Annotated in this window: 16 protein-coding genes and 3 pseudogenes; 15 read left to right on the top strand and 4 right to left on the bottom strand. The window is 71.0% G+C overall.

Going from position 1 to position 20,521, the window contains the following annotated elements; genetic code table 11:
• Positions 1-43 precede the first annotated feature (43 nt).
• A complete protein-coding gene (locus ABZ721_RS02730) occupies positions 44-1,162 on the top strand; it encodes a glycosyltransferase (protein ID WP_358786737.1) in 1,119 nt (372 codons plus the stop codon).
• Here the strand turns inward: ABZ721_RS02730 and ABZ721_RS02725 are convergent.
• Entirely contained in the window at positions 1,135-2,319 is a 1,185-nt protein-coding gene (locus ABZ721_RS02725; protein ID WP_358786736.1) for a glycosyltransferase, read from the bottom strand. The genes ABZ721_RS02730 and ABZ721_RS02725 overlap by 28 nt on opposite strands.
• A 92-nt stretch (positions 2,320-2,411) precedes the next feature.
• Here ABZ721_RS02725 and ABZ721_RS02720 point away from each other — a divergent pair, with 92 nt between their 5' ends.
• The gene (locus tag ABZ721_RS02720; protein ID WP_358786735.1) at positions 2,412-3,194 is read left to right on the top strand and encodes an aspartate/glutamate racemase family protein; all 783 of its coding nucleotides are present in this window, start codon (positions 2,412-2,414) and stop codon (positions 3,192-3,194) included.
• A gap of 76 nt (positions 3,195-3,270) precedes the next feature.
• Entirely contained in the window at positions 3,271-3,834 is a 564-nt protein-coding gene (locus ABZ721_RS02715) for a hypothetical protein (RefSeq protein ID WP_358786734.1), read from the top strand.
• Between the two features lie 15 nt (positions 3,835-3,849).
• Here the strand turns inward: ABZ721_RS02715 and ABZ721_RS02710 are convergent, their stop codons facing one another.
• Positions 3,850-4,893: an O-antigen ligase family protein gene (locus ABZ721_RS02710; RefSeq protein WP_358786733.1), complete on the bottom strand. Its 1,044-nt coding sequence runs from the start codon at positions 4,891-4,893 to the stop codon at positions 3,850-3,852.
• Between the two features lie 222 nt (positions 4,894-5,115).
• Here ABZ721_RS02710 and ABZ721_RS02705 point away from each other — a divergent pair, with 222 nt between their 5' ends.
• From ABZ721_RS02705 to ABZ721_RS02695, 3 genes are all read left to right on the top strand, one after another.
• On the top strand, positions 5,116-5,607 hold the full coding sequence (locus tag ABZ721_RS02705; protein WP_358786732.1) for an NUDIX domain-containing protein: 492 nt from the start codon (positions 5,116-5,118) through the stop codon (positions 5,605-5,607).
• 108 nt (positions 5,608-5,715) lie between these two features.
• Positions 5,716-6,498: a 3-hydroxybutyrate dehydrogenase gene (locus ABZ721_RS02700; protein ID WP_358786731.1), complete on the top strand. Its 783-nt coding sequence runs from the start codon at positions 5,716-5,718 to the stop codon at positions 6,496-6,498.
• 44 nt (positions 6,499-6,542) lie between these two features.
• Positions 6,543-8,453 (top strand): helix-turn-helix domain-containing protein, encoded by a 1,911-nt coding sequence (locus ABZ721_RS02695; protein ID WP_358786730.1) that lies wholly within the window; start codon positions 6,543-6,545, stop codon positions 8,451-8,453.
• A gap of 59 nt (positions 8,454-8,512) precedes the next feature.
• Here ABZ721_RS02695 and ABZ721_RS02690 read toward each other — a convergent pair whose 3' ends face one another.
• On the bottom strand, positions 8,513-9,895 hold the full coding sequence (locus tag ABZ721_RS02690) for an MFS transporter (RefSeq protein ID WP_358786729.1): 1,383 nt from the start codon (positions 9,893-9,895) through the stop codon (positions 8,513-8,515).
• 94 nt (positions 9,896-9,989) lie between these two features.
• Positions 9,990-10,426, bottom strand: a pseudogene (locus ABZ721_RS02685) (aldo/keto reductase); the annotation flags it as partial.
• Between the two features lie 419 nt (positions 10,427-10,845).
• Here ABZ721_RS02685 and ABZ721_RS02680 point away from each other — a divergent pair.
• From ABZ721_RS02680 to ABZ721_RS02640, 9 genes and pseudogenes are all read left to right on the top strand, one after another.
• Positions 10,846-10,989 carry a pyrroloquinoline quinone precursor peptide PqqA gene (locus ABZ721_RS02680; protein WP_358786728.1) on the top strand — a complete coding sequence of 48 codons (144 nt, stop codon included), beginning with the start codon at positions 10,846-10,848 and terminating at the stop codon, positions 10,987-10,989.
• A gap of 10 nt (positions 10,990-10,999) precedes the next feature.
• Positions 11,000-11,194, top strand: a pseudogene (locus ABZ721_RS02675) (pyrroloquinoline quinone biosynthesis protein PqqB); the annotation flags it as partial.
• 115 nt (positions 11,195-11,309) lie between these two features.
• On the top strand, positions 11,310-11,552 hold the full coding sequence (locus ABZ721_RS02670; protein WP_358786998.1) for a hypothetical protein: 243 nt from the start codon (positions 11,310-11,312) through the stop codon (positions 11,550-11,552).
• Between the two features lie 7 nt (positions 11,553-11,559).
• Positions 11,560-13,125: a glycoside hydrolase family 88 protein gene (locus tag ABZ721_RS02665; protein WP_358786727.1), complete on the top strand. Its 1,566-nt coding sequence runs from the start codon at positions 11,560-11,562 to the stop codon at positions 13,123-13,125.
• Between the two features lie 4 nt (positions 13,126-13,129).
• Positions 13,130-13,942 (top strand): annotated as a pseudogene (locus tag ABZ721_RS02660) (Tat pathway signal sequence domain protein); the annotation flags it as partial.
• Positions 13,922-14,332, top strand: a complete 411-nt coding sequence (locus ABZ721_RS02655) for a carbohydrate-binding protein (RefSeq protein WP_358786982.1) — start codon at positions 13,922-13,924, stop codon at positions 14,330-14,332. The pseudogene ABZ721_RS02660 and the gene ABZ721_RS02655, both read left to right, overlap by 21 nt.
• Before the next feature lie 14 nt (positions 14,333-14,346).
• Positions 14,347-16,260, top strand: coding sequence for a glycosyl hydrolase family 28 protein (locus ABZ721_RS02650; protein WP_358786726.1), 1,914 nt, complete (start codon positions 14,347-14,349; stop codon positions 16,258-16,260).
• On the top strand, positions 16,257-18,428 hold the full coding sequence (locus ABZ721_RS02645; RefSeq protein ID WP_358786725.1) for a discoidin domain-containing protein: 2,172 nt from the start codon (positions 16,257-16,259) through the stop codon (positions 18,426-18,428). The genes ABZ721_RS02650 and ABZ721_RS02645 overlap by 4 nt, the downstream gene beginning before the upstream one ends.
• Positions 18,428-20,161 (top strand): carbohydrate-binding protein, encoded by a 1,734-nt coding sequence (locus tag ABZ721_RS02640; RefSeq protein WP_358786724.1) that lies wholly within the window; start codon positions 18,428-18,430, stop codon positions 20,159-20,161. The genes ABZ721_RS02645 and ABZ721_RS02640 overlap by 1 nt, the downstream gene beginning before the upstream one ends.
• Positions 20,162-20,521 lie beyond the last annotated feature (360 nt).

The following is a 20,521-nucleotide window of genomic DNA, read 5'->3' as shown; positions in this document are numbered from 1 at the left end:
CGCTCCGTGCTTCGTCACGAGGGGTGAGGCCGTGCGTGTCGCCATGCTGTCAGCACCGGACGGGCCGCGGCGGCCGGACGCCTGGCAGCGGGCCGCCGCCACGGTCGCCGACGTCGTCGAGCTGTCCGTCGTCGGGTCGTTGAGCGCGCCGCCGCTGCCGGGACTGCCGTTCGCCGGGCGCGACCCGCGCCGGCCGGGCCGGTACGAGATCGAGGCCGCGCACCGGGAGCGCGGCCGTCCGGCGGCCGGCACCGCGGGCCGCGTCGCGGCCGTCCTGCGGTTCGCCGGCGCGGAGGGCGGCGCGGTCGACGTCCTGCACGCCCACGCACCGGGCGCGGCCGGTCAGCTGCCGTGGCTGTCGGGCGCCGCCGGCATCCCGTACGTCCTGTCGGAGCACGACCGCCGCTGGCTGGGCCACCCGTCGCGGCCGCTGCCCGGCGTGCTCGACCGGCGGCGCGCGGCCCGACTGTACCGGGAGGCGGCCGCGGTGCTGCCCGTCAGCGACGCCCTGCTCGCCCGGATCGGTGAACTCGGCCTGCCCGGCAGGCATCTGCTGGTGCCGCACCCCGTGGACACCGGCGCGCTGCCGCACGTCCCCGCCCGGGCGCGCATCAGCCAGGACCCGGTGCGCATCGTGGCGGCCGGCCCGCTCGTCGCGGACGAGGGGTGGGACGTGCTGGTCGACGCGTTCGCCGAAGCGCTCGGCGAGGACCCGCGGTTACGGCTGCGGATCATCGGTGACGGACCCGGGGCCGGCGCCGTCGAGGACCACCTCCGGCGCTCCGGCGCCGGCGGGGCCGCCGTCCTCACCGGTGACCTCGACCGCGGGCAGACCCTGCACGCCCTCGCGCACGCCGACCTCTTCGCCGACCCGCGGCACGTCATCGGCTTCGGCACGACGGCGCTCGACGCGCTGTGCTGCGGCACCCCGGTCGTCGGCACCCGCACCGGCGCGCTGCCCGAACTCGTCGGCGGCGACGCCGGCATCCTCGTGCCGCCCGCGGACCCCCGGGCGCTGGCCCGCGCGCTGGTCGAGGCCGCCGCGGAACTGCCGCTGCGGCAGCCGGCCGCGCTCGCCGCCAGGACCCGGCGGCACTTCGGACCGCAGGCCGTCGGCGCGCGGCTGGCCACCGTCTACACCGAGGCGTCGGGGCGCGCGTAGGTGCGGCCCTTCCAGGCCGCGCCCCGGCCGCGGTAGTGCTGCACCGCGGAGTCGACCGTCATCAGCAGGTACAGCGCGGCGGTGAACGGCAGCAGCGGCGCGAGCCACAGCGGTTGGCGGTAGTAGCGCAGCATCGGCAGGTACGTCCCCGCCATCACCGCCCACGCCGCCGCGCCCAGCGCGCACGGCGGCCCGGCGCCCGCCGCCGCGCCGGCCAGCGCCGCCAGCGGCGGCACCAGGTAGACCAGCACGAGCCCGGCGACGGTCCCCGCCAGGACCAGCGGGTTGTGCCGCAACTGCGCGTAGGCGCTGCGCGAGACCATCCGCCACAGCTCGCCCAGGTCCGGGTACGGGCGCACGCTGGCCACCCGGTCCGCGAGCCCGAGCCAGATCCGGCCGCCGGCGCCCTTGACCGCGCGGGCCAGCGCCACGTCGTCGATCACCGCGTGCCGGATCGACTCCGGGACGCGCGCCGCCTCGACGGCCGAGCGGCGGATGAGCACGCAGCCGCCGGCCGCGGCGGCCGTCCTGCCACCCGGCCGGTTGATCCGGCGGAACGGGTAGAGCTGCGCGAAGAAGTAGACGAACGCCGGGACGATCAGTCGCTCCCAGACCGTCGCCACGCGCAGCCGGGCCATCAGCGACACCATGTCGAGGTCCGCGGCCCGCGCCGCCGCCACCAGGGCGCGCAGCGAATCCGGATCGTGCGCGATGTCCGCGTCCGTGAGCAGCAGGTACTCCGCGCCGGTGCGCTCGGTGGCCAGCGCGATGCCGTGCCGGACACCCCACAGCTTCCCGGTCCAGCCGGCCGGCAGCTCACCGGGCGAGGACACCGTCAGCGGCAGTCCGCCGTGCCGCGCGCCGAGCGAGCGGGCGGTGTCGCCGGTGCCGTCCGAGCTGCCGTCGTCGACGAGGAAGACCTCGGCCCGGCCCGGGTACTCCTGCGCCAGCAGCGACGGCAGGCTCAGCGGCAGCACGGCCGCCTCGTCGCGGGCCGGCACGACGACGGCCACCGTCGGCCACTCCCGCGGCCCGCCGTCCGGCCCGTCCGGCGGTCCCGGCAGCCGGACGTCCGTCCGCCAGAAGAACCCCTGCGCCAGCAGCAGCCACACCCACGCCAGCAGCGACACCCCAGCGACCCACGTCAGCACCGTCACCCGCCGCAGTCTGCCGCAACCGCGCCGCCCCGCGCCGTGCCGCGACACGACACGGCCGGGGGTCGCGGGCGGTCGTCGCATAAGGTGACCGGGTGAAGATCGCGCTGCTGGACTCTGGAATCGGCCTCCTGGCGGCGGCCGCCGCACTGCGCCGGCTGCGGCCCGACGCCGACCTGGTCCTGTCCTCGGACCCCGAGGGGATGCCGTGGGGCCCGCGCACCCCGGAGGACATCACGGCACACGCGCTGGCGTGCGCGCGGGCCGCCGCCGCGACCGGCCCGGACGCGCTGATCGTCGCGTGCAACACCGCGTCCGTGCACGCGCTGGCCGCGCTGCGGGCGGAGCTGGAGCCGGGCGTGCCGGTGATCGGGACGGTGCCGGCGATCAAGCCCGCCGCCGCGGGCGGCGGGGCGCTGGCCATCTGGGCCACGCCCGCGACGACCGGCAGCGCCTACCAGCACCGGCTGATCGAGGAGTTCCGCGGCGCCGCGACGGTGACGGAGGTGGCGTGCCCCGGGCTGGCGGACGCGGTGCAGTACGCGGATGACGCGGCGATCGACGCGGCCGTCGCGGACGCGGCGGCCAGGACGCCGCACGACGTGCGCGCCGTGGTCCTGGGCTGCACGCACTACGAGCTGGTGGCCGACCGGATCCGCGGCGCCGTCCAGCGGACCGGCGGCCGGGAGGTCGCCCTGCTGGGATCGGCGGAGGCGGTCGCGGCCCAGGCCCTGCGCCGGCTCGGCGCGCCGCCCGAGCCGTCCGCCGAGCCGTCCGGCTCACTGACGGTGATCCTCAGCGGCCGCCCGGCGGGCCTGCCCGCGGCCGCGCTGGCCTACGCGGAGGGCGTGGCCCTCGGCGCGACCGCGTCGGCCTGACGCACCCGCGCGGCCAGGTTCATCCGCACGGCTCACACGGCTGCCGATCCGCCGGTTGCTGAGTAGGCTGCGCAGCATGACGGAAGCGCCTCAGGGAGATGCACCCGCGTCCCAGATCTGGCCCCAGGTCTGGACAGGACACGCCCGCAACCGCATGCAGTGGCTGCCCGCCGCGGCCGGCGCCGCCTGCATGGCGCTCGGCATCGAGCTGGCGGTCGCCGGCCCGTACACCTCCGGCCCGGCAGCCCTGATCATGTCGGTGGTGGGCTGCGTGGCCGTCGGGCTGCTGGTGCTGTTCGGCACGATCGCGTTCACCCATGTGCGGGTGACGGTCGACGGCGAGGGCCTCTACGTGCGCTGCGGCCACATGGGCCTGCCGCGCCGCCGCATCCCCCTGGACCAGGTCAGCTCCGCCGACCTCGAACCGCACATCAGCCCCCGGCACTGGGGCGGCTGGGGCTACCGCTGGCGCCCCGAGCGGGGCACCGCCGTCATCGTGCGCCGCGGACCGGGGGTCGTCCTGGTCCTGGGTACCGGCCACGTCTTCACCGTCACGGTGGACGACGCCGAGGGCGCGGTGCAGGCGATCCGCCAGTGGGTGAAACTCGGCCTGCAACCGGTCAGGTCCGACCCGGCCTAGCCCGGCCCGGCCCGGTCACCCTGGTCCGACACCGCCCGCCCCCTCCTCCGCCAGCGGGCGCGCCGCCGCCAGCCCCGCCACGATGCCCGCCGCCGCGGTGACGACGGTGAAGCTCAGCACGTGGTCGACGGCGGCCAGCATCGCGAGGCCGGTCAGGGCGGCCCCCGCCGTCAGCACGACCGGGGTGCCGCGCGGGGAGCGCCACAGCGTGCACAGCACCCAGGCGAACGCCGCCCCCAGCAGGGCCAGCCCCGGCAGGCCCTGCTCCGCGACCACCTGGAAGACGGCCGACTGGGGCGTGTGCGGACCTTCGGCGGCGGTCTGCGCGCCCGCGCTCTCCACCCGGAACCGGTCGGGGCCGACACCGCGCACCGGGTGGTCCTCGGCCATCCCCACCGCGTCGCGCCACAGCTCGACCCGCGGGGCGGTCAACTGCCCCGCGAGGGAGGCCGACAGCCCGGACGGCAGGGCGTCGGTGGCCACCGCGTACGTGCCGCCGACCGCGATCGCGGTCGCCAGCGCGAAGCCGGCGAGCGCCAGCAGCCGCCGCCGCATGTGCGAGGCGGCCAGCGAGCACAGCAGGACGCCGACGGAGGCGGCGAAGCCCGCCGTCGAGCCGATGGCCAGCGCCAGCGCCCCGGCGCCGGCCCCGAGCGCGCGCAGCGCCAGCCGCGCCGCCAGGGACGGCGCGCCCCAGGCGGCGCAGCAGGCGGCGCCGGTGGCCAGGACCAGCAGCGCGGCGTCGGCGTTCGGATAGCCCAGCGGCGGCGTGTCGACGGCGCCGGAGAGCCGGCCGGGCATCACCAGGGACGCGACGACGATCGCGAGCGCCATGCCCGCGGGGGCCGCCACGGGCAGCAGCGCCCCCGCGATCCGGCCCGTGGCGTAGCCGGCCGTCACCGCGAGCAGCGCCAGCAGCAGGCCCTCGGGGCGGGCCGGGCGGCCCGCCGCGGCGATCAGCGACCAGGTGGCGCAGCCGGCGAGCACGGCGATGCCGAGCGCGTCGGTCCTGCTGCCGCGGACGCGTTCGTCCGGGGTGCCCCGGCTGTCCGCACGCATCGCTCCTGACGCCCCGCCGGTCGCCGTTCTCATCCCCCGGTACCCCCTGACGCCACCCGGACGCGACGGAGTGCCGTCGCCGTCGGGTCCCCGCGTAGGCGCTCTTCCGGTCACCGTAACGGCTCGGGTACTGAGTTGTGGATATGTAGTGCAGGAACGATCCGCCACTTGGTGACCCTGGTGCTGATGGGGCGAACGGCGGGCTGTCGATACCCTCGGAGGATGCCGATCCCCGAGTTCATCCGCGCCATCCGCGCCAAGGCGGGCAACACGCTGCTGTTCATGCCCGGCGTCGTCATGGTGGTCTTCGACGAGCGCGGGCGGGTGCTTTTGAACCGCCGCTCGGACACCGGGCAGTGGGCGCTGATCGCCGGGATCCCCGAGCCGGGGGAGCAGCCGGCCGAGGCCGCGGTGCGGGAGATCGAGGAGGAGACCGCGGTGACCGCCGTCGCCGAGCGGATCCTGGGCGTGTACACCAACCAGATGATCGAGTACCCCAACGGCCACCTCGCGCAGTACATGGACGTGGTGCTGCTGTGCCGCGCCGTCGGCGGCACGGCACGGGTCAACGACGACGAGTCCCTCGAGGTCGGCTGGTTCGCCGTCGACGCGCTGCCGGAGCTAGTGCCGCTGCACCGCGAGCGCATCGCCCTCGCCCTGAAGGACGAGGCGGCGGCCTGGTTCGTGCCGGCACCGGATCCCCGCGACCGCTGAGGCCCGGGGTGGCGCGCGCACCCATGGCGGCGGGCCACACCCGCCGGCGGCGAAGTGTGGGTGCGGCCGACATCGGTCAGCGGGCGATCGCTGCCTAGCCTGCCCCACATGACGCTGATCTCGCCTTCGCCCGCGGACCTCGGCGGCCGCACCGCACTCGTCACCGGGGCTGCCGGAGGCATCGGCCGTACCTGCGTCCTGCGGCTGGCCGCCGCGGGGGCCAAGGTGCGGGCCGTCGACCGCGACGCCGAGGGGCTCGCCGCGCTCCACGAGGAGGCCGCGGGCCGGCCCGGCTCCGTGGAGACCCTGCTGCTGGACCTGACCGACCTCGACGCCGCCGAACAGGCCGCGGCCGGCACCGACATCCTGGTCAACAACGCCGGGCTGCAACTCGTCCGCCCCATCGAGGAGTTCCCGCCCGAGGTCTTCTCCACCGTGCTGCGCGTCATGCTGGAGGCCCCCTTCCGGATGATCCGCGGGGCACTGCCGCACATGTACGGGCAGGGCTGGGGCCGCATCGTCAACATCTCGTCCGTGCACGGGCTGCGGGCCTCGCCGTTCAAGTCCGCGTACGTGTCCGCCAAGCACGGGCTCGAAGGGCTCTCCAAGACCGCGGCCCTGGAGGGGGCGCCGCACGGCGTGACCTCCAACTGCCTGTGCCCCGGCTACGTCCGCACCCCGCTGGTGGAGCGGCAGATCGCCGACCAGGCCGCCGCGCACGGCATCCCCGCCGAGCGGGTGGTGACCGAGATCCTGCTGGCGGACACGGCCGTCAAACGGCTGGTGGAACCGGCGGAGGTGGCGGAACTGGCCGCGTACCTCTGCACCGAACAGGCCTCCTTCATCACCGGCGCCTCCCTGACGATGGACGGCGGATGGACCGCCCACTGACCGCCGCTGGCGCCGGGGGCGGGCGGACCGGTATGCCTGTGCCCATGAATGGAGATCACCCGGCAGTCGACGAACCGTCCGAGGCCCCCTACCTGCGGCTCCTCGCCCGGGGCGCGCCCGCCGAGGAGTACGAGCGCCCGGTGCTGATCGCCCGCGCCGACGGGGTGCCCGGTACCCGGCTGGCGGAGCTGGAGCGCGCCAAGCGCCTCGCGCTGCGGGTCCGCGACGAGCTGGAGGGGCGCCGCCGCCGCGAGGCGGAGCTGTCGGCGCTCTTCGCGACCGCGGGCGACCTGGCGGGGCTGCGCGACCTCGACGCGGTGCTGCAGGCCATCGTGCAGCGGGCCCGCGCGCTGCTGGGCACCGACGTCGCCTACCTCACCCTCAACGACCCCCGGGCCGGCGACACCTACATGCGCGTCACCGAGGGCTCGGTCTCCGCCCGCTTCCAGAGCCTGCGGCTCGCGCTGGGCGCCGGGCTCGGCGGCCTCGTCGCCCAGACCGCCATGCCGTACGTCACCGAGAGCTACTTCGACGACGAGCGGTTCCGGCACACCCACACCATCGACTCCGGGGTCCGCGACGAGGGCCTGGTCGCCATCCTCGGCGTGCCGCTCGCCCTGGGCAGCGGGGTGATCGGGGTGCTCTTCGCCGCCGACCGCCGGATCCGGGTCTTCGAACGCGAGCAGATCGCGCTGCTCGCCTCGCTCGCCTCGCTGGCGGCCGTCGCCATCGACACCGCCAACCTGCTGGAGGAGACCCGCTCGGCCCTCGACGGCCTGGGCGCCGCCAACGACACCATCCGCACCCACAGCGCGATCCTGGAGCGCGCCTCCGAGGTCCACGACCGGCTCACCGAACTGGTGCTGCGCGGCGGCGGGGTCGACGACGTGGCCGCCGCCGTCGCCGAGGTGCTCTCCGGCACGGTCGAGGTCACCGGGACCGGCACGGGCGGCGAGCCGGTGCCGGCCGCGCTGGTGGCCGCCGTCGCCCGCTCCCGGGCCGACGGCCACGCGGTGCGCGAGGGCGACACCTGGACCGCCGCCGTGACCGCGGGCGGCGAACTGCTCGGCGCCCTCGTCCTGCGCGGCCACCCGGGCCTCGACCCCGTCGACCAGCGCACCCTGGAGCGTGCCGCCATGGTCACCGCGCTGCTGCTGCTCGCCCGGCGCACCGCCGGCGAGGCCGAGCAGCGCTTCCGGGGCGAGCTGCTGGACGACCTGCTGGACGCCCCGCACCGCGACCCCCGGCTGCTGCGCGAACGGGCCGGCCGGCTCCGCGCCGACCTCGACGTACCGCACGTCGTGCTCGCCGCCCGCCCGGCCGACGACGCCACCGTCGACCGCCAGCGCCTGTGGTCCGCCGCCTCGCACCTCGCCGCCACCCGGCACGGGCTGGCCGCCGCCCGGGACGGCGGCACCGTCCTGCTGCTGCCCCTGGAGGACGGCGCCGACGCGTCGCAGACCGCCCGCCGGCTGGCCGCGCAACTGGGCGCGGCCGTCCGCGCCGAGGTCACCGTCGGCGCGTCCGGCCGGGTGCCCGCCCCGGCCGCGCACCCAGGGGCGGTCGCCGCCGGGTACGCCGAGGCGCAGCGCTGCGTCGACGCGCTGCGGGTGCTCGGCCGCGGCGGCGAGGGCGCGGCGGCCGAGGACTTCGGCTTCCTGGGCCTGCTGCTGGCCGACTCCCGCGACGTCGGGGGCTTCGTCCGGCGGACCATCGGCGCGGTCATCGACTACGACGGCCGGCGCGGCACGGACCTGGTCCGCACCCTCGACGCCTACTTCGCGAGCGGGATGAGCCCCGCCAGGACCAAGGACGCGCTGCACGTGCACGTCAACACCGTCGCACAGCGCCTGGAGCGCGTCGCCCATCTGCTGGGCCCCGACTGGCAGCTGCCGGAACGCGCCCTCGAACTGCAGCTGGCACTGCGGCTGAACCGGCTGGGCGGCGCGGGCTGAGCCCGGACCGCCGCCGGTCCGCGACCACCGTGGTCGCGGACCGGCCGGGGTGCGTGCGGTCAGCGCGGCGCCGCCGCGGCGGCCGCGGGCGCCGGTCCCGCCGCGCGGTCCCGTTCCGGCTCCACCTCGGCGAGGTCCCGGCCGCGGGTCTCCTTGGCGAGCAGGACGGCGACCAGGGTGACGACGGCGGCGAGGATCACGTACAGGGCGATCGGGGTGGAACTCCCGTAGTCCTTCAGCAGCGCGGTCGCGATCAGCGGCGCGGGGGCGCCGGCCGCGACCGAGGCGAACTGGGCGCCGATCGAGGCCCCGGAGTACCGCATGCGGGTCGAGAACATCTCCGAGAAGAAGGCGGCCTGCGGGGCGTACATCGCGCCGTGGAAGACCAGTCCGACGGTGATCGCGAGGACCAGCGAGCCGAAGTCCTCGCGGTCGACGAGCAGGAAGAACGGGAACGCCCACAGCCCCACCCCGGCCGCGCCCAGCAGGTAGACGGGCTTGCGGCCGACGCGGTCGGAGAGCGCGCCCCAGGCCGGGATCACCGCGAAGTGCACGGCGGAGCCGATCAGGACGGCGTTGAGGGCGGTCTGCTTGTCGAGGCCGGCGTGGGTGGTCGCGTAGACCAGGACGAAGGCGGTGATGACGTAGTAGCTGATGTTCTCGGCCATCCGGGCGCCCATCGCGACCAGCACGTCGCGCCAGTGGTCGCGGAAGACGGCCACCAGCGGCATGCGCTCCACCGGGTCCTTCGACGTCCGCGCCGCGGCCTTCGCCAGCGCCGCCTTGAAGACCGGCGACTCGTCGACCGACAGCCGCACCCACAGGCCCACCATCACCAGCAGGCCGGAGAGCAGGAACGGTATCCGCCAGCCCCAGGCCAGGAACGCCGAGTCCGACAGCAGCGCGGTCAGCGCCGAGAGCACCCCGGTTGCCAGCAACTGCCCGGCGGGCGCCCCGGTCTGCGGCCACGAGGCCCAGAACCCGCGGCGCTTCGCGTCCCCGTGCTCCGACACCAGCAGCACGGCCCCGCCCCACTCGCCCCCGAGCGCGAAGCCCTGCACCAGCCGCAGCGCGGTCAGCAGCACCGGCGCGGCGGAGCCGACCGCCGCGTGGGTCGGCAGCAGACCGATGCAGAAGGTCGCGCCACCCATCATCAGCAAGCTGATGACCAGCAGCTTCTTCCGCCCGAGCCGGTCGCCGAAGTGCCCGAACACCAGCGCCCCGACCGGCCGGGCGGCGAAGCCGATGGCGTAGGTCAGGAACGACAGCAACGTGCCGACCAGCGGATCGGAGCCCGGGAAGAAGAGCTTGTTGAACACCAGGGCGGCGGCGGAGCCGTAGAGGAAGAAGTCGTACCACTCGATGGTGGTTCCTATGAGGCTCGCGGCTAGAACTTTCCTCATGTTGCGGAGAGTTGGCGATGGAGCCGTGGGTGGAGTCATATCGGTCTCTTCCGGGCGGGGGCGAGGGTGACTTTTGGTGTTGCTCACGGTAGGAATGGCCCGGGCGTTGCCCCATGTGGTGGGAGTCCATAGTTCAACGTTGTCTCGTGGTGGTGGGAGCCGTGGAGCTTGCCCAGTGAGAGGCTCTGGCAACAACTGTTGTCATCCCCGGTAACCCGTACCGTGCTGATGTGCTCGGGCTGCGGGCGGCAGGCTCCAGCCGCTTGCCCTCGTCCAGGGGGCCGGCGCAGTCCGGTCCTCCGCGTCCAGCTCGAACCCGAACACGTCGAAGTTCTCCGCGATGCGCGACGGGGTCACCGACTTGGGGATGACCACACTGCCCACCTGCAGGTGCCGGCGGAGCACGACCTGGGCGGCGGACTTGCCGTGCTTCCGGGCGATCGCCACGACCGCCGGGGCCGCCAGCAGGCCCTTCCCCTGGCCCAGCGGGGACCAGGCCTAGATCGCGATGCCGTGGGTGGCGTGGAAGGCGCACAGCTCGGACTGCTGGAGCTGTGGGTGCATGTCGATGCCGCGGTAGCCGGCGGCGATGGCGGTGCCGACTGCGGCCGTCGCCCCGTCCCTCTTCCTCGTCGATCTTCGTGGTTCTTCGGCGTTCTGCGTATGTCTGCTGAGTAACTGATTCGCTGAGTCGTCCTACGGCTGTGATCAATCTCCCATCGTCAACGATCACACGCCGTGACGTATCCCCCGCTGTCTCGCTGTTCAGTAACTCATCGTGCCCAGACGTGAAAATCCACCCGTGGTTGGCTCATATTGATCCGACCTTCTTGGTCCGAACCATTGACCGCGTCCCGTCGTAGCGCAACTCTGGAGCACGCCGCTGAACGCAGGACACTCATGTGAACTTCCTGCCCAGCGCGTACAGCGCAAATGGGAATATCCCGTTCACTCCTGACACCCCCATCTCAGGAAGGCTGGTACAGCACATGCACGACATCATCGAGACATCGGAGCGCACCGCCTCCGCCGCGTCGACCCTCCGGCCCGCCGAGATGGCCTGGCAGACCCCCGAATCCACGGTTGTGGAGACCGCGCTGGAGGTCACCGCCTACTCTCTGTCGACCCGGTAGACCCGCCGCCATGCTGCCGCAGGTGCTCGGCACCGCGGCGGGCGGCGGGCTGCCTCAGTGGAACTGCGCGTGTCCCGGCTGTGCGGGGGCGCGCGCGCACCCGCACCGGCGCCGCCGCCGCGCATCCCTCGCGGTACGCGGGGGAGAGGGCCGCCGGTATCTCGTCAGCGCCACCTCCGACCTCGGCGAGCAGATCGAGGACTGCTCCGCCCTCCTGCCGCCTTCATCACCGGACTCGACGCGTTCAACGTCCGGGCCACCAGCTCTCCTGGATCTGGCGCGAGTCCAAGGCCTTCAACGCCTACCAAGACACCGGCTGGATGCAGGACCCCTGCCGCAGCTGTGCCCGGCGCGAGCTCCACTTCGGCGGCTGCCGCTGCCAGGCCTTCGCGCTCACCGGCGACGCGTCCCGCACCGACCCGGTGTGCTCGCTCGCCCCCGACCACGCACTCGTCCGCGAACTGGAACAGGCCCCGGCGCTCACCCCGAGCGAGCCGGACGACCGCGCTGCTGTACTGCCCCGCTCATTCCGATCACCCAGCTCCATCCGAGTTCCCGACTGAGGGGATCATGAAGAGAGTCATGCGCTCGCTCACCGTCGCCGCGGCCGCGCTCCTCGCGACCGCCGGCCTCACCGCACCCGCCGCCACGGCGAAGCCGGCCATGGCCGCCTCCACCGCCGCAGCCACGGGGTATGAGGCGGAGAACGCCCTCATATCCCAGGGCGTCGTCGAATCGGACCATGTCGGCTACACCGGAACCGGCTTCGTCAACTACAACAACGTAAGCGGCGGTTACGTCGAGTTCACCGTGAATGCTGCCCAGGCCGGCGCCTCCTCGCTGGCCCTGCGCTTCGCCAACGGCACCACTGCGGACCGGCCGATGGACATCACCGTCAACGGTGTCCTGGTCGCCGACAACCTCTCCTTCACGGGCAACGGATCCTGGACCAGCTGGCAGACCCGGTCCCTCGCCGTCACCCTTGAGGCCGGCGCCAACACGGTCCGCGCCACCGCCGCCACCTCCAACGGCGGTCCCAACCTCGATTCCCTGACCGAAGGCCAGGCAGCGCCCGTCACCGACTGGTCCACCGCAATGATCGAGTCGACGATGGCCCGCTACAGCCCGACCACCATCGGCGGCTGGTCCTATCCGATAGGCCTCTACCTCTACGGCACGTACCTCACCTACCAGCGCACCCACGACGCCCGCTATCTCTCGTACATCAAGAGCTATGTCGACCGCTTTGTGAGCAGCGACGGCTCCATCAGCCAGAGCTTCAACAACCTGGACAGCATGCAGGCCGGACGGCTGCTGGTGATCCTGCACCACGAGACCGGGCAGTCGAAGTACCAGATCGCCGCGAAGAAGATCCGCGACCGTCTCGACACCTACCCGCGGACCACCGACGGCGGTTTCTGGCACGCCGACTCGGACAGCCGAGCCCATCAGCTCTGGGCCGACGGCGTCTACATGGTCAACCCGTTCCTGCTCGAGTACGGCGAGGAGTTCAACGACTCCGCGTACACCAATGACGAGGCAACCAAGCAACTCGCCCTCTACGGCGGCCACTTGCAGGTCTCCAACGGGCTGCTCAAACACGCCTACGACGAGTCGAAGACCACCACCTGGACCGACCCGGTCACCGGGCTCGCCCCCGAGCACTGGTGCCGGGCCGTCGGCTGGTACTCAATGGCGATCGTCAACGTCCTCGACACCATTCCCGCGAATCACCCGCGCCGTGCCCAGCTGCTGAGCATCCTCCAGAAGCTCGCCGGAGGGCTGGAGCACTACCAGGACCCGGCCACCGGACGCTGGTTCCAGGTGATGGACAAGGGCACGCGCTCCGACAACTGGACCGAGACCTCCTGCTCCAGCATGTTCACCTTCGCGCTGTCCCGCGGAGCCCAGCAGGGCTATATCGACGCGCACTACGCAACCGTTGCGCAGCGCGGCTACCAGGGCGTCCTCGCCAAGATCTCCATCGGCTCGGACGGGCGCACCAACCTCAGCGACATCTCCATCGGCACCAACGTCGGCGACTACAGCTACTACATCAACCGCACCCGGGCCACGAACGACTTCCATGGCCTGGGGGCCTTCCTGATCATGAACGAACAGCTCAGGACGGGGTGACCCCATGAAGCCAACCCGAAGAGCCGTACTCGGCGCGGCAATCGGCGGCGCCGCGGCCGCCGGGCTGCCCTCGGTGGCCGGGGGCGTCCCCCGGCCCCGTACCACTGCGTTGACCGTCTCCGCCTGGCAGCAGCGCTGGGCGCCGTCCGCGAGCACCGACGGACTCGCTGCCTTTGAAACCATCGAGGACGACCGGGCGAACTCGCACCCGGCGGGCCGGCCGCACATCTACCCGGAGGGCAACAACTACCGCTGGAACATGCACATGGCCGACCGCGACACCATGACCGACCGGCAGCGCCAAGAGGTCACCGGCATGCGCAGCCCGGCCGGCGGACCGTATCTGGAGTGGAAGTCCGGGCAGACCTGGCGGACCACGTACTCGATGTACCTACCGAGCTCGCTCAAGGCGACGAGCACCTTCACGCACATCATGCAGATGAAGGAGCCGGGCACCGACACCTCCCCGATCGTGGTCCAGTCGCTGCGCCGGGTGAACGGGGCGCAGACCATCGAGCTCCAACTGCCTGTCGCGGGCGTCCTGGTGGGCCGTACCAGCCTCGATCCGCTGCACGACCGCTGGACCGACGTCGACTTCACCATCAGGGTCGGCGACGGCACGGCGGGAATGGTCCACTGGATCCTGCGTGACAGCACGGGCGCCACGCTCATCGATGTCGGCAAGAGCGGTGTGGACACCCTCATCGACCAGCGGGTCCGCCCCAAGTGGGGCATCTATCGCTCGCTCGGTGACACCTCGGGGTCCTTGCAGGACTGCTATCTGCTGACCACGAACATGCGCGGCTATCAGCTGGTCGACGCACCGTCCGCCGACTACCAGGCCGAGGACGCACACATCTCGCAGGGTGTCGTGGAGTCCAATCACACCGGCTTCACCGGCAGCGGATTCGTCAACTACTCGAACGTGAGAGGCGGTTATGTCGAGTGGACGGTCAATGCGGCCACCGCCGCGAACGCGACGCTCGCCATCCGGTACGCCAACGGCACCACCACCAACCGGCCCATGGACATCACGGTGAACGGCACCGTCGTGTCCGCCGGGCAGGCCTTCAATCCCACGGCCAACTGGGACACCTGGGTGACGAGCTCGCTCACGATCCCGCTGAAGTCCGGCGCCAACACGATCCGCGCGACCGCCACGACAGCCAGCGGCGGGCCCAACGTCGACAAGATCAAGATCAGTTGAGGGGGGGGAAGAACATGAAGGGACTTCTGGCCGCGCTGGGCCTGGCCCTCGCGGTCGTACTCGGCCTCTGGCAGCCGCCGGTGAGCGCGGCGCAGCGCACCAACACCGGCAACGATCCCGGCGTGCCGGCGATCTTCAACGTACGGGACTTCGGAGCCGTCGGGGACGGCTCCACCAATGACACAGCCGCCATCAACAAGGCCATCACGGCAGCCAATTCGGCGGGCGGCGGGACGGTGCAGTTCCCCTCGGGCAGCTACAAGTCCAAGAACTCGATCCACATGAAGAGCAATGTCACCATCTTGCTCGACTCCGGATCGGCCATCCAGGGCTCCAGCGCCGACACCTATGACGCCGCCGAGTCCAATCCGTACGACGCCTATCAGGACTACGGGCACAGCCACTTCCGCGACGCCATGATCTGGGGCGATGGCCTCACCAACATCGCCTTCGTGGGCTCCGGCACCATCGACGGCGGCGGCAACCTCATCACCGGCAACCCGGGCGCCGGCGAGGAAGACAAGATCATCTCGCTGACCCGCTGCAAGGGCCTCACCCTCAGCGGCATCACCTTGCGCCGCGGCGGCCACTTCGCCGCGCTGATCAACGGCTGCGACAACGTGGTCTCCGACCACCTCACCGTCGACACGTCGAGCGACCGCGACGGCTGGAACATCATCAGCACCACCCATGTCACGGTCACCAACGCGCACATCGAGGCCAATGACGACGCGCTCGTCTTCAAGAGCGACTACGCGCTGGGCGCCAAGCTCCCCAACGGCCCCGGCACCGCCACGGACTCGTACCTCCGCGCCAAGTGCTGCAACGCCCTGATGTTCGGCTCGGAGACCTGCGGGGACTTCACCGGCTACAAGTTCGAGCGGATCACCATCAACGGCGCCAGCAAGTCCGGGATCGGCATCGTCTCGATGGACGGCGCCAAGATCTCCGATGTCCACTACAAGGACATCACCATGACCAACATCCACTCGCCGATCATGCAGAAGGTCGGCACCCGAAAACGATGCGGGAACAGTCCCGGCGTCGGCTCCATCAGCAATGTCACCTACACCAACATCAAGGGCACCGGCATCAGCCCCTCCTTCAGCCCCACCATCTGGGGCGAGGCGGGTGTCGGCCGGATCCACGACATCACCTTCGACGACGTCGACCTGACCGTCCCGGGCGGCAACGGCACCATGTCGACCGCCGTGCCCACCAATGACCCGAACAACTACAACCCCAACAGCATCGGCGCCCGGCCCGCATACGGCTGGTACATCCACAACGCCGACAACATCCACTACGCTGACAGTGAGGTCCGCCTCGCCGCCGACGACGGCCGCCCTGCGGTCATCGCCAACAACAGCACCGGCATTCGCTTCGACCGCTTCACCGCCCAGAAGGGCAGCGCCAGCCTCTCCGACCTGCTCTTCCAGACGGTCACCGGGTACTGCGTCGCGGACAGCCAGAACACCGGCGGCGGGGCTCTGCGCATCAGTCAGACCGGCTCCACCGTCGACTGCGGGACGACACCGCCGCCCACCCGGTACGAGGCCGAGAACGCCGGTTTCTCCGCCGGCTCCACCGTGGACACCAACCACACCGGCTACAGCGGCACCGGGTTCGTGAACACCGGCAATGCGGTCGGCGCCTCTGTGGAGTGGCAGGTCAGCGCGACTCAGGCGGGCATCGGCAATCTCACCATCGCCTACTCCAACGGCACCACCACCGACCGGCCGATGGACATCACCGTCAACGGCACAGTTGTGGCCAGCGCCAAGTCCTTCCCGTCCACGACCACTTGGGACATCTGGAAGACGGTCACGATCCCGGCCCCGCTCGTATCCGGTGCCAACACCGTCAGGGTTACTGCCACCACAGCCAACGGCTGCTCGAACCTCGACTACCTGGACGGTCCGGCATGAGCAGACGAGTGATCACGCGCCTGCTGCTCATCGTCTCGCTGCTGCTGGGCGCTCTCACCCTGCAGGCACCCGCCCGGGCCGATCTGCAGAACCCCCGCCAGGACTTCCTGCGCTCCTCCACCGCAGGTCTCTTCCTGCACTGGGGCGAGCGCACCTCGCCCGCGCACACCAGCTGCAGCGGCTGGGAGAGCGACGTGACCAACGGCGGCTGGAGCGCCGACTACTGGGTGCAGGAGGCCCAGAAACTGCACACCCAGTACCTGGTCCTCGCCACTTTCCACAGCCGGCTCGGCTATGCGCGGCCCTGGCCGTCGAGCATTCCGGGGAGCTGCTCCACCAAGCGGGACATCCTCGGGGAGACCATCGCGGCTGCCAAGGCCAAGGGGCTCAAGGTAATCCTCTATATGACGGACGACCCTCAATGGCATGACGACGGGGGCCATGAGTGGCTGGACTCGGCCGCGTACTCCTCGTACAAGGGCAGCAATATCGACCTGACGACACGCGACGGTTTCGGGCAGTTCAGCTACGACAACTTCTTCGAGGTCATGGACCGCTATCCGGACCTCGGCGGCTTCTGGATCGACAACGACAACGCCTACTGGGAGAGCCACAACCTGTACTCGCAGATCTACCAGAAGCGCCCCAGCTACACGATCAGCAACAACAACGAAGACACGCCGATCATGGACATGATCAGCAATGAGCAGAAGACCGGCATGGCGCCGTCCTACGACTATCCGCAGGCGGTCTACACGGCCCAGCCGCGCCTCACCGAGGCCGACTTCAAGCTCCCGTCCAGCGGTGCCTGGTGGTATGACGGCACCAACCCGACCGTCGACAAGAGACTCACGCTGGGCCGGCTGATCACCAACGCCGGATCCTCGGTGAAGGCCCTGATGGCGGAGACCGCGCAGGTCAACGGCACGTTCCCGTCGAATCAGACGTCGTTCAACGACTTCGCGAACAGCTATCTGTACCCGATCTGGGAGTCGCTGCACGGCGTCGAGGGTGGCGGATACATGTACGGCGGCCTCAAGCCGGGCTTCTGGAACGACGGCGCGCACGGGGTCACCACCATCAGCAAGACCAACCCCGATCTGCAGTACATCCATGTGCTGACCGCGCCCACTACGTCCACGCTCAAGCTGCGGGACAACGGCTACAAGGTGACGGGCATCAGCAATCTGCGCACCGGAGCCGCCGTCTCCTTCAGCCAGTCGGGCGGCACGCTCACCCTGACCGGGCTCGGCTCCTGGGACTCGTACGACACCGTCTTCAAGGTCACGACCAATGGCCGCGAGGGCATCATTCCCGCTTCGTCGTACACGATGAGCGCGAGCGCCTCGGCGAGCGGACACGCCGCTTCGGCGGCCGCCGACAGCAGCTGTCTGACGTACTGGGACAGCGACAAGACCCTCCCCGTGTCGCTGCGCTTCGACCTCGGCTCCTCGCAGCGGGTGCAGTACCTCGGCATCAACCAGCGTGAGGACTCGGTGAGTTACGCACGCTCCGACACCGAGCAGTCCGCGCGCATCAAGGGCTACAACGTGTACGTCAGCAGCGACGGCACCAACTGGGGGAGTCCGGTCAAGACCGGCACCCTGCCCAGTACACGCGGCATCGCGGTGATCGACATCCCGGCGACCACCACCCGCCATGTGCGGCTCGAGGTGACCAGTACGTACGCCGCCTCGACCGACACCACCCGCTACAAGCGGCTGCGGATCGACGAGGCCTGGATCGGCTCCGCCTATGCGGGGAGCGGATCGACGCCGCAGCCGACACGGTACGAGGCCGAGAACGGCACGTATTCCGTCGGCTCGACCCTGGACTCCAATCACACCGGATTCAGCGGGACCGGCTTTGTGAACACGGAGAACGCGGTGGGCGGTTATGTGCAGTGGTCGGTGAATTCGGCGACCGCGCGGACCGCCACAGTGAGCATCCGCTATTCCAGTGGCACCACCGCCGGGCGGCCGGCAGACGTCATCGTCAACGGGACCACCGTCTCCGCCGCGCGTGCCTTCAATTCCACCGGCACCTGGGACGCCTGGGCCGACTCCACGCTCAGCATTCCGCTGAACGCGGGCGCCAATACCGTCCGGGTCTCCGCCACCACCGCGAACGGCGACCCGAACCTCGACTACCTCGACGTGGAGCCGTAATGAGCCGTCTGAGACACCTCCTGACCGGGGCCCTGGGGCTCGCCCTGGCCTCCGCGGGACTACTGAGCGCACCCGCCCAGCATGCCGCCGCATCCGACAACGGGTTTTCCATCCGCCCCGCCATGGGCTGGAGCAGCTGGAGTTCCGTCCGCCGCTGGCCCACCGAGGACAAGATCAAGGCGCAGGCCGATGCCATGGTGGCCAGTGGCCTGAACAACAACGGCTTCGTCTACATCAACCTCGACGACTTCTACCAGAAGTGCGATGCCAACGGTTTCGTCGTGGACTCGTACGGCCGCTGGACCGTCGACTCGGGGAAATTCCCCTCCGGCATCAAGGCGCTCGCCGACTATGTCCACTCCAAGGGACTGAAGTTCGGTTTCTATGTCACGCCGGGCATTGCCAAGAACGCGGTGGACAAGAACACGCCGATCGAGGGCACCTCGTATCACGCGAAGGACATTGCGGACACCAGCAAGACCGAGAAGAACTACAACTGCAAGAACATGTACTACATCGACTACAGCAAGCCGGGCTCCCAGGAATTCATCAATTCCTGGGCGCGCCAGTACGCGTCCTGGGGCGTCGACTACCTCAAGATCGACGGTGTCGGGGCCGCCGACATCCCGGACGTCCAGGCCTGGGACAAGGCACTGCGGGCCACCGGCAGGCCCATCAACTACGCGCTCTCCAACAACCTCCCCATCGCCAACGCCACCACCTGGAAGGAGCTCGCCAACAGCTGGCGCACCCAGGGCGATGTGGAGTGCTACTGCGGTCCCGGCGCCAATGGCAGCGGCTATCCGCTGACCGACTGGTCGCATGTCTCGGCGCGCTTCAACACGGCGGCGAGCTGGCAGCCGTATGCCGGACCTGGCGGCTGGAACGACCTGGACTCCCTCGAAATCGGCAACGGTGACCAGGTGGGTCTCACCGCCGACCAGCGCCGCTCGCACTTCACCCTGTGGGCGATGGCAGCCTCCCCGCTGCTCCTCGGCACCGATCTGACCGCCATGAATTCCACCGACAAGGCGATGCTCACCAATGACCGGCTGATCGCCGTCGACCAGGACGGCGTGGCCGCCAAGCGGATCGTCAACAGCGGTGTGAACCAGGTCTTCAGCAAGAAGGAAGCAAACGGCGACTACGTGGTGGCGCTGTTCAACACCGGCACGTCGGGCAGCTCGACGGTGAGCGTCAACTGGTCGCAAGTCGGCTTCTCCGGCAGCGCGGACGTCACCGACCTCTGGTCGGGCGTGAGCACCGGCACCTTCGCCACCTCCTACAGCGCGACCCTGCGCCCGGGGGAGACTCGCCTGATCAGGGCGCATCCCGTCTCGGGCAGCACGACCGTACGGTACGAGGCCGAGGACGCCGCCTACTCCGCCGGATCGACCGTCGACACCAACCACACCGGCTACAGCGGCACCGGCTTCGTGAACACGGCCAACGCCAGCGGTGCATACGTGGAGTGGACCGTGGACTCGGCCACCGCACGGGACGCCCCGATCACCATTCAGTACTCCAACGGCACCACCACGGGCCGCCCCATGGACGTCAGCGTCAACGGCACCGTCGTCTCAGCGGACCGCGCCTTCAACGGCACCGGCTCCTGGGACACTTGGGCCAACTCCACGCTCACCGTCCCGCTGAACGCCGGCTCCAACACCGTGCGGGTCACCGCCACCACGGCCAACGGCGCACCCGATCTCGACTATCTCGACAGGGGGTAGGACCGCCTGGTTCTGCCTCGTGAGCGGGGTGACGGGACTGAATCCCGTCACCCCTCCGAGGGCTGCCCACATACCGTCAGCAGCCGTTTTGGCAGACGCGTTTGGGCCCACGCGGACCATTGACAACTGGCGTCGCAGGCACTCCTATGCAGTATTGGTTAGGAACCTTTCCTAACCCGGATTCGGAAGGGGCCACTCCCGTGCACGCTGCCGCACTGCCCCGCCGCGACCTTCGCAGGCCTCGGCTGTCTGCTTCTGCCCCTGATCACCTCGGTGCCGACGGCCAGGGCGGCCACCACCCGGTATGAGGCGGAGAACGCGACGACACCACCTACCGGCACATCGGGGTCTCCTCGATGA

Source organism: Streptomyces sp. NPDC006733 (assembly GCF_040636125.1).
Classification (GTDB): Bacteria; Actinomycetota; Actinomycetes; order Streptomycetales; family Streptomycetaceae; genus Actinacidiphila.
The sequence above is the reverse complement of the archived record's forward strand: the minus strand, read 5'-3'. Positions and strand labels throughout refer to the sequence as shown.

Coding starts and splice junctions, on each gene's coding strand:
- ABZ721_RS02730 (WP_358786737.1), top strand. CDS start 44: ATGCTGTCAGCACCGGACGGGCCGCGGCGGCCGGACGCCTGGCAGCGG.
- ABZ721_RS02715 (WP_358786734.1), top strand. CDS start 3,271: ATGACGGAAGCGCCTCAGGGAGATGCACCCGCGTCCCAGATCTGGCCC.
- ABZ721_RS02710 (WP_358786733.1), bottom strand. CDS start 4,893: ATGCGTGCGGACAGCCGGGGCACCCCGGACGAACGCGTCCGCGGCAGC.
- ABZ721_RS02705 (WP_358786732.1), top strand. CDS start 5,116: ATGCCGATCCCCGAGTTCATCCGCGCCATCCGCGCCAAGGCGGGCAAC.
- ABZ721_RS02700 (WP_358786731.1), top strand. CDS start 5,716: ATGACGCTGATCTCGCCTTCGCCCGCGGACCTCGGCGGCCGCACCGCA.
- ABZ721_RS02695 (WP_358786730.1), top strand. CDS start 6,543: ATGAATGGAGATCACCCGGCAGTCGACGAACCGTCCGAGGCCCCCTAC.
- ABZ721_RS02690 (WP_358786729.1), bottom strand. CDS start 9,895: ATGACTCCACCCACGGCTCCATCGCCAACTCTCCGCAACATGAGGAAA.
- ABZ721_RS02680 (WP_358786728.1), top strand. CDS start 10,846: ATGCACGACATCATCGAGACATCGGAGCGCACCGCCTCCGCCGCGTCG.
- ABZ721_RS02670 (WP_358786998.1), top strand. CDS start 11,310: ATGCAGGACCCCTGCCGCAGCTGTGCCCGGCGCGAGCTCCACTTCGGC.
- ABZ721_RS02665 (WP_358786727.1), top strand. CDS start 11,560: ATGAAGAGAGTCATGCGCTCGCTCACCGTCGCCGCGGCCGCGCTCCTC.
- ABZ721_RS02655 (WP_358786982.1), top strand. CDS start 13,922: ATGCGCGGCTATCAGCTGGTCGACGCACCGTCCGCCGACTACCAGGCC.
- ABZ721_RS02650 (WP_358786726.1), top strand. CDS start 14,347: ATGAAGGGACTTCTGGCCGCGCTGGGCCTGGCCCTCGCGGTCGTACTC.
- ABZ721_RS02645 (WP_358786725.1), top strand. CDS start 16,257: ATGAGCAGACGAGTGATCACGCGCCTGCTGCTCATCGTCTCGCTGCTG.
- ABZ721_RS02640 (WP_358786724.1), top strand. CDS start 18,428: ATGAGCCGTCTGAGACACCTCCTGACCGGGGCCCTGGGGCTCGCCCTG.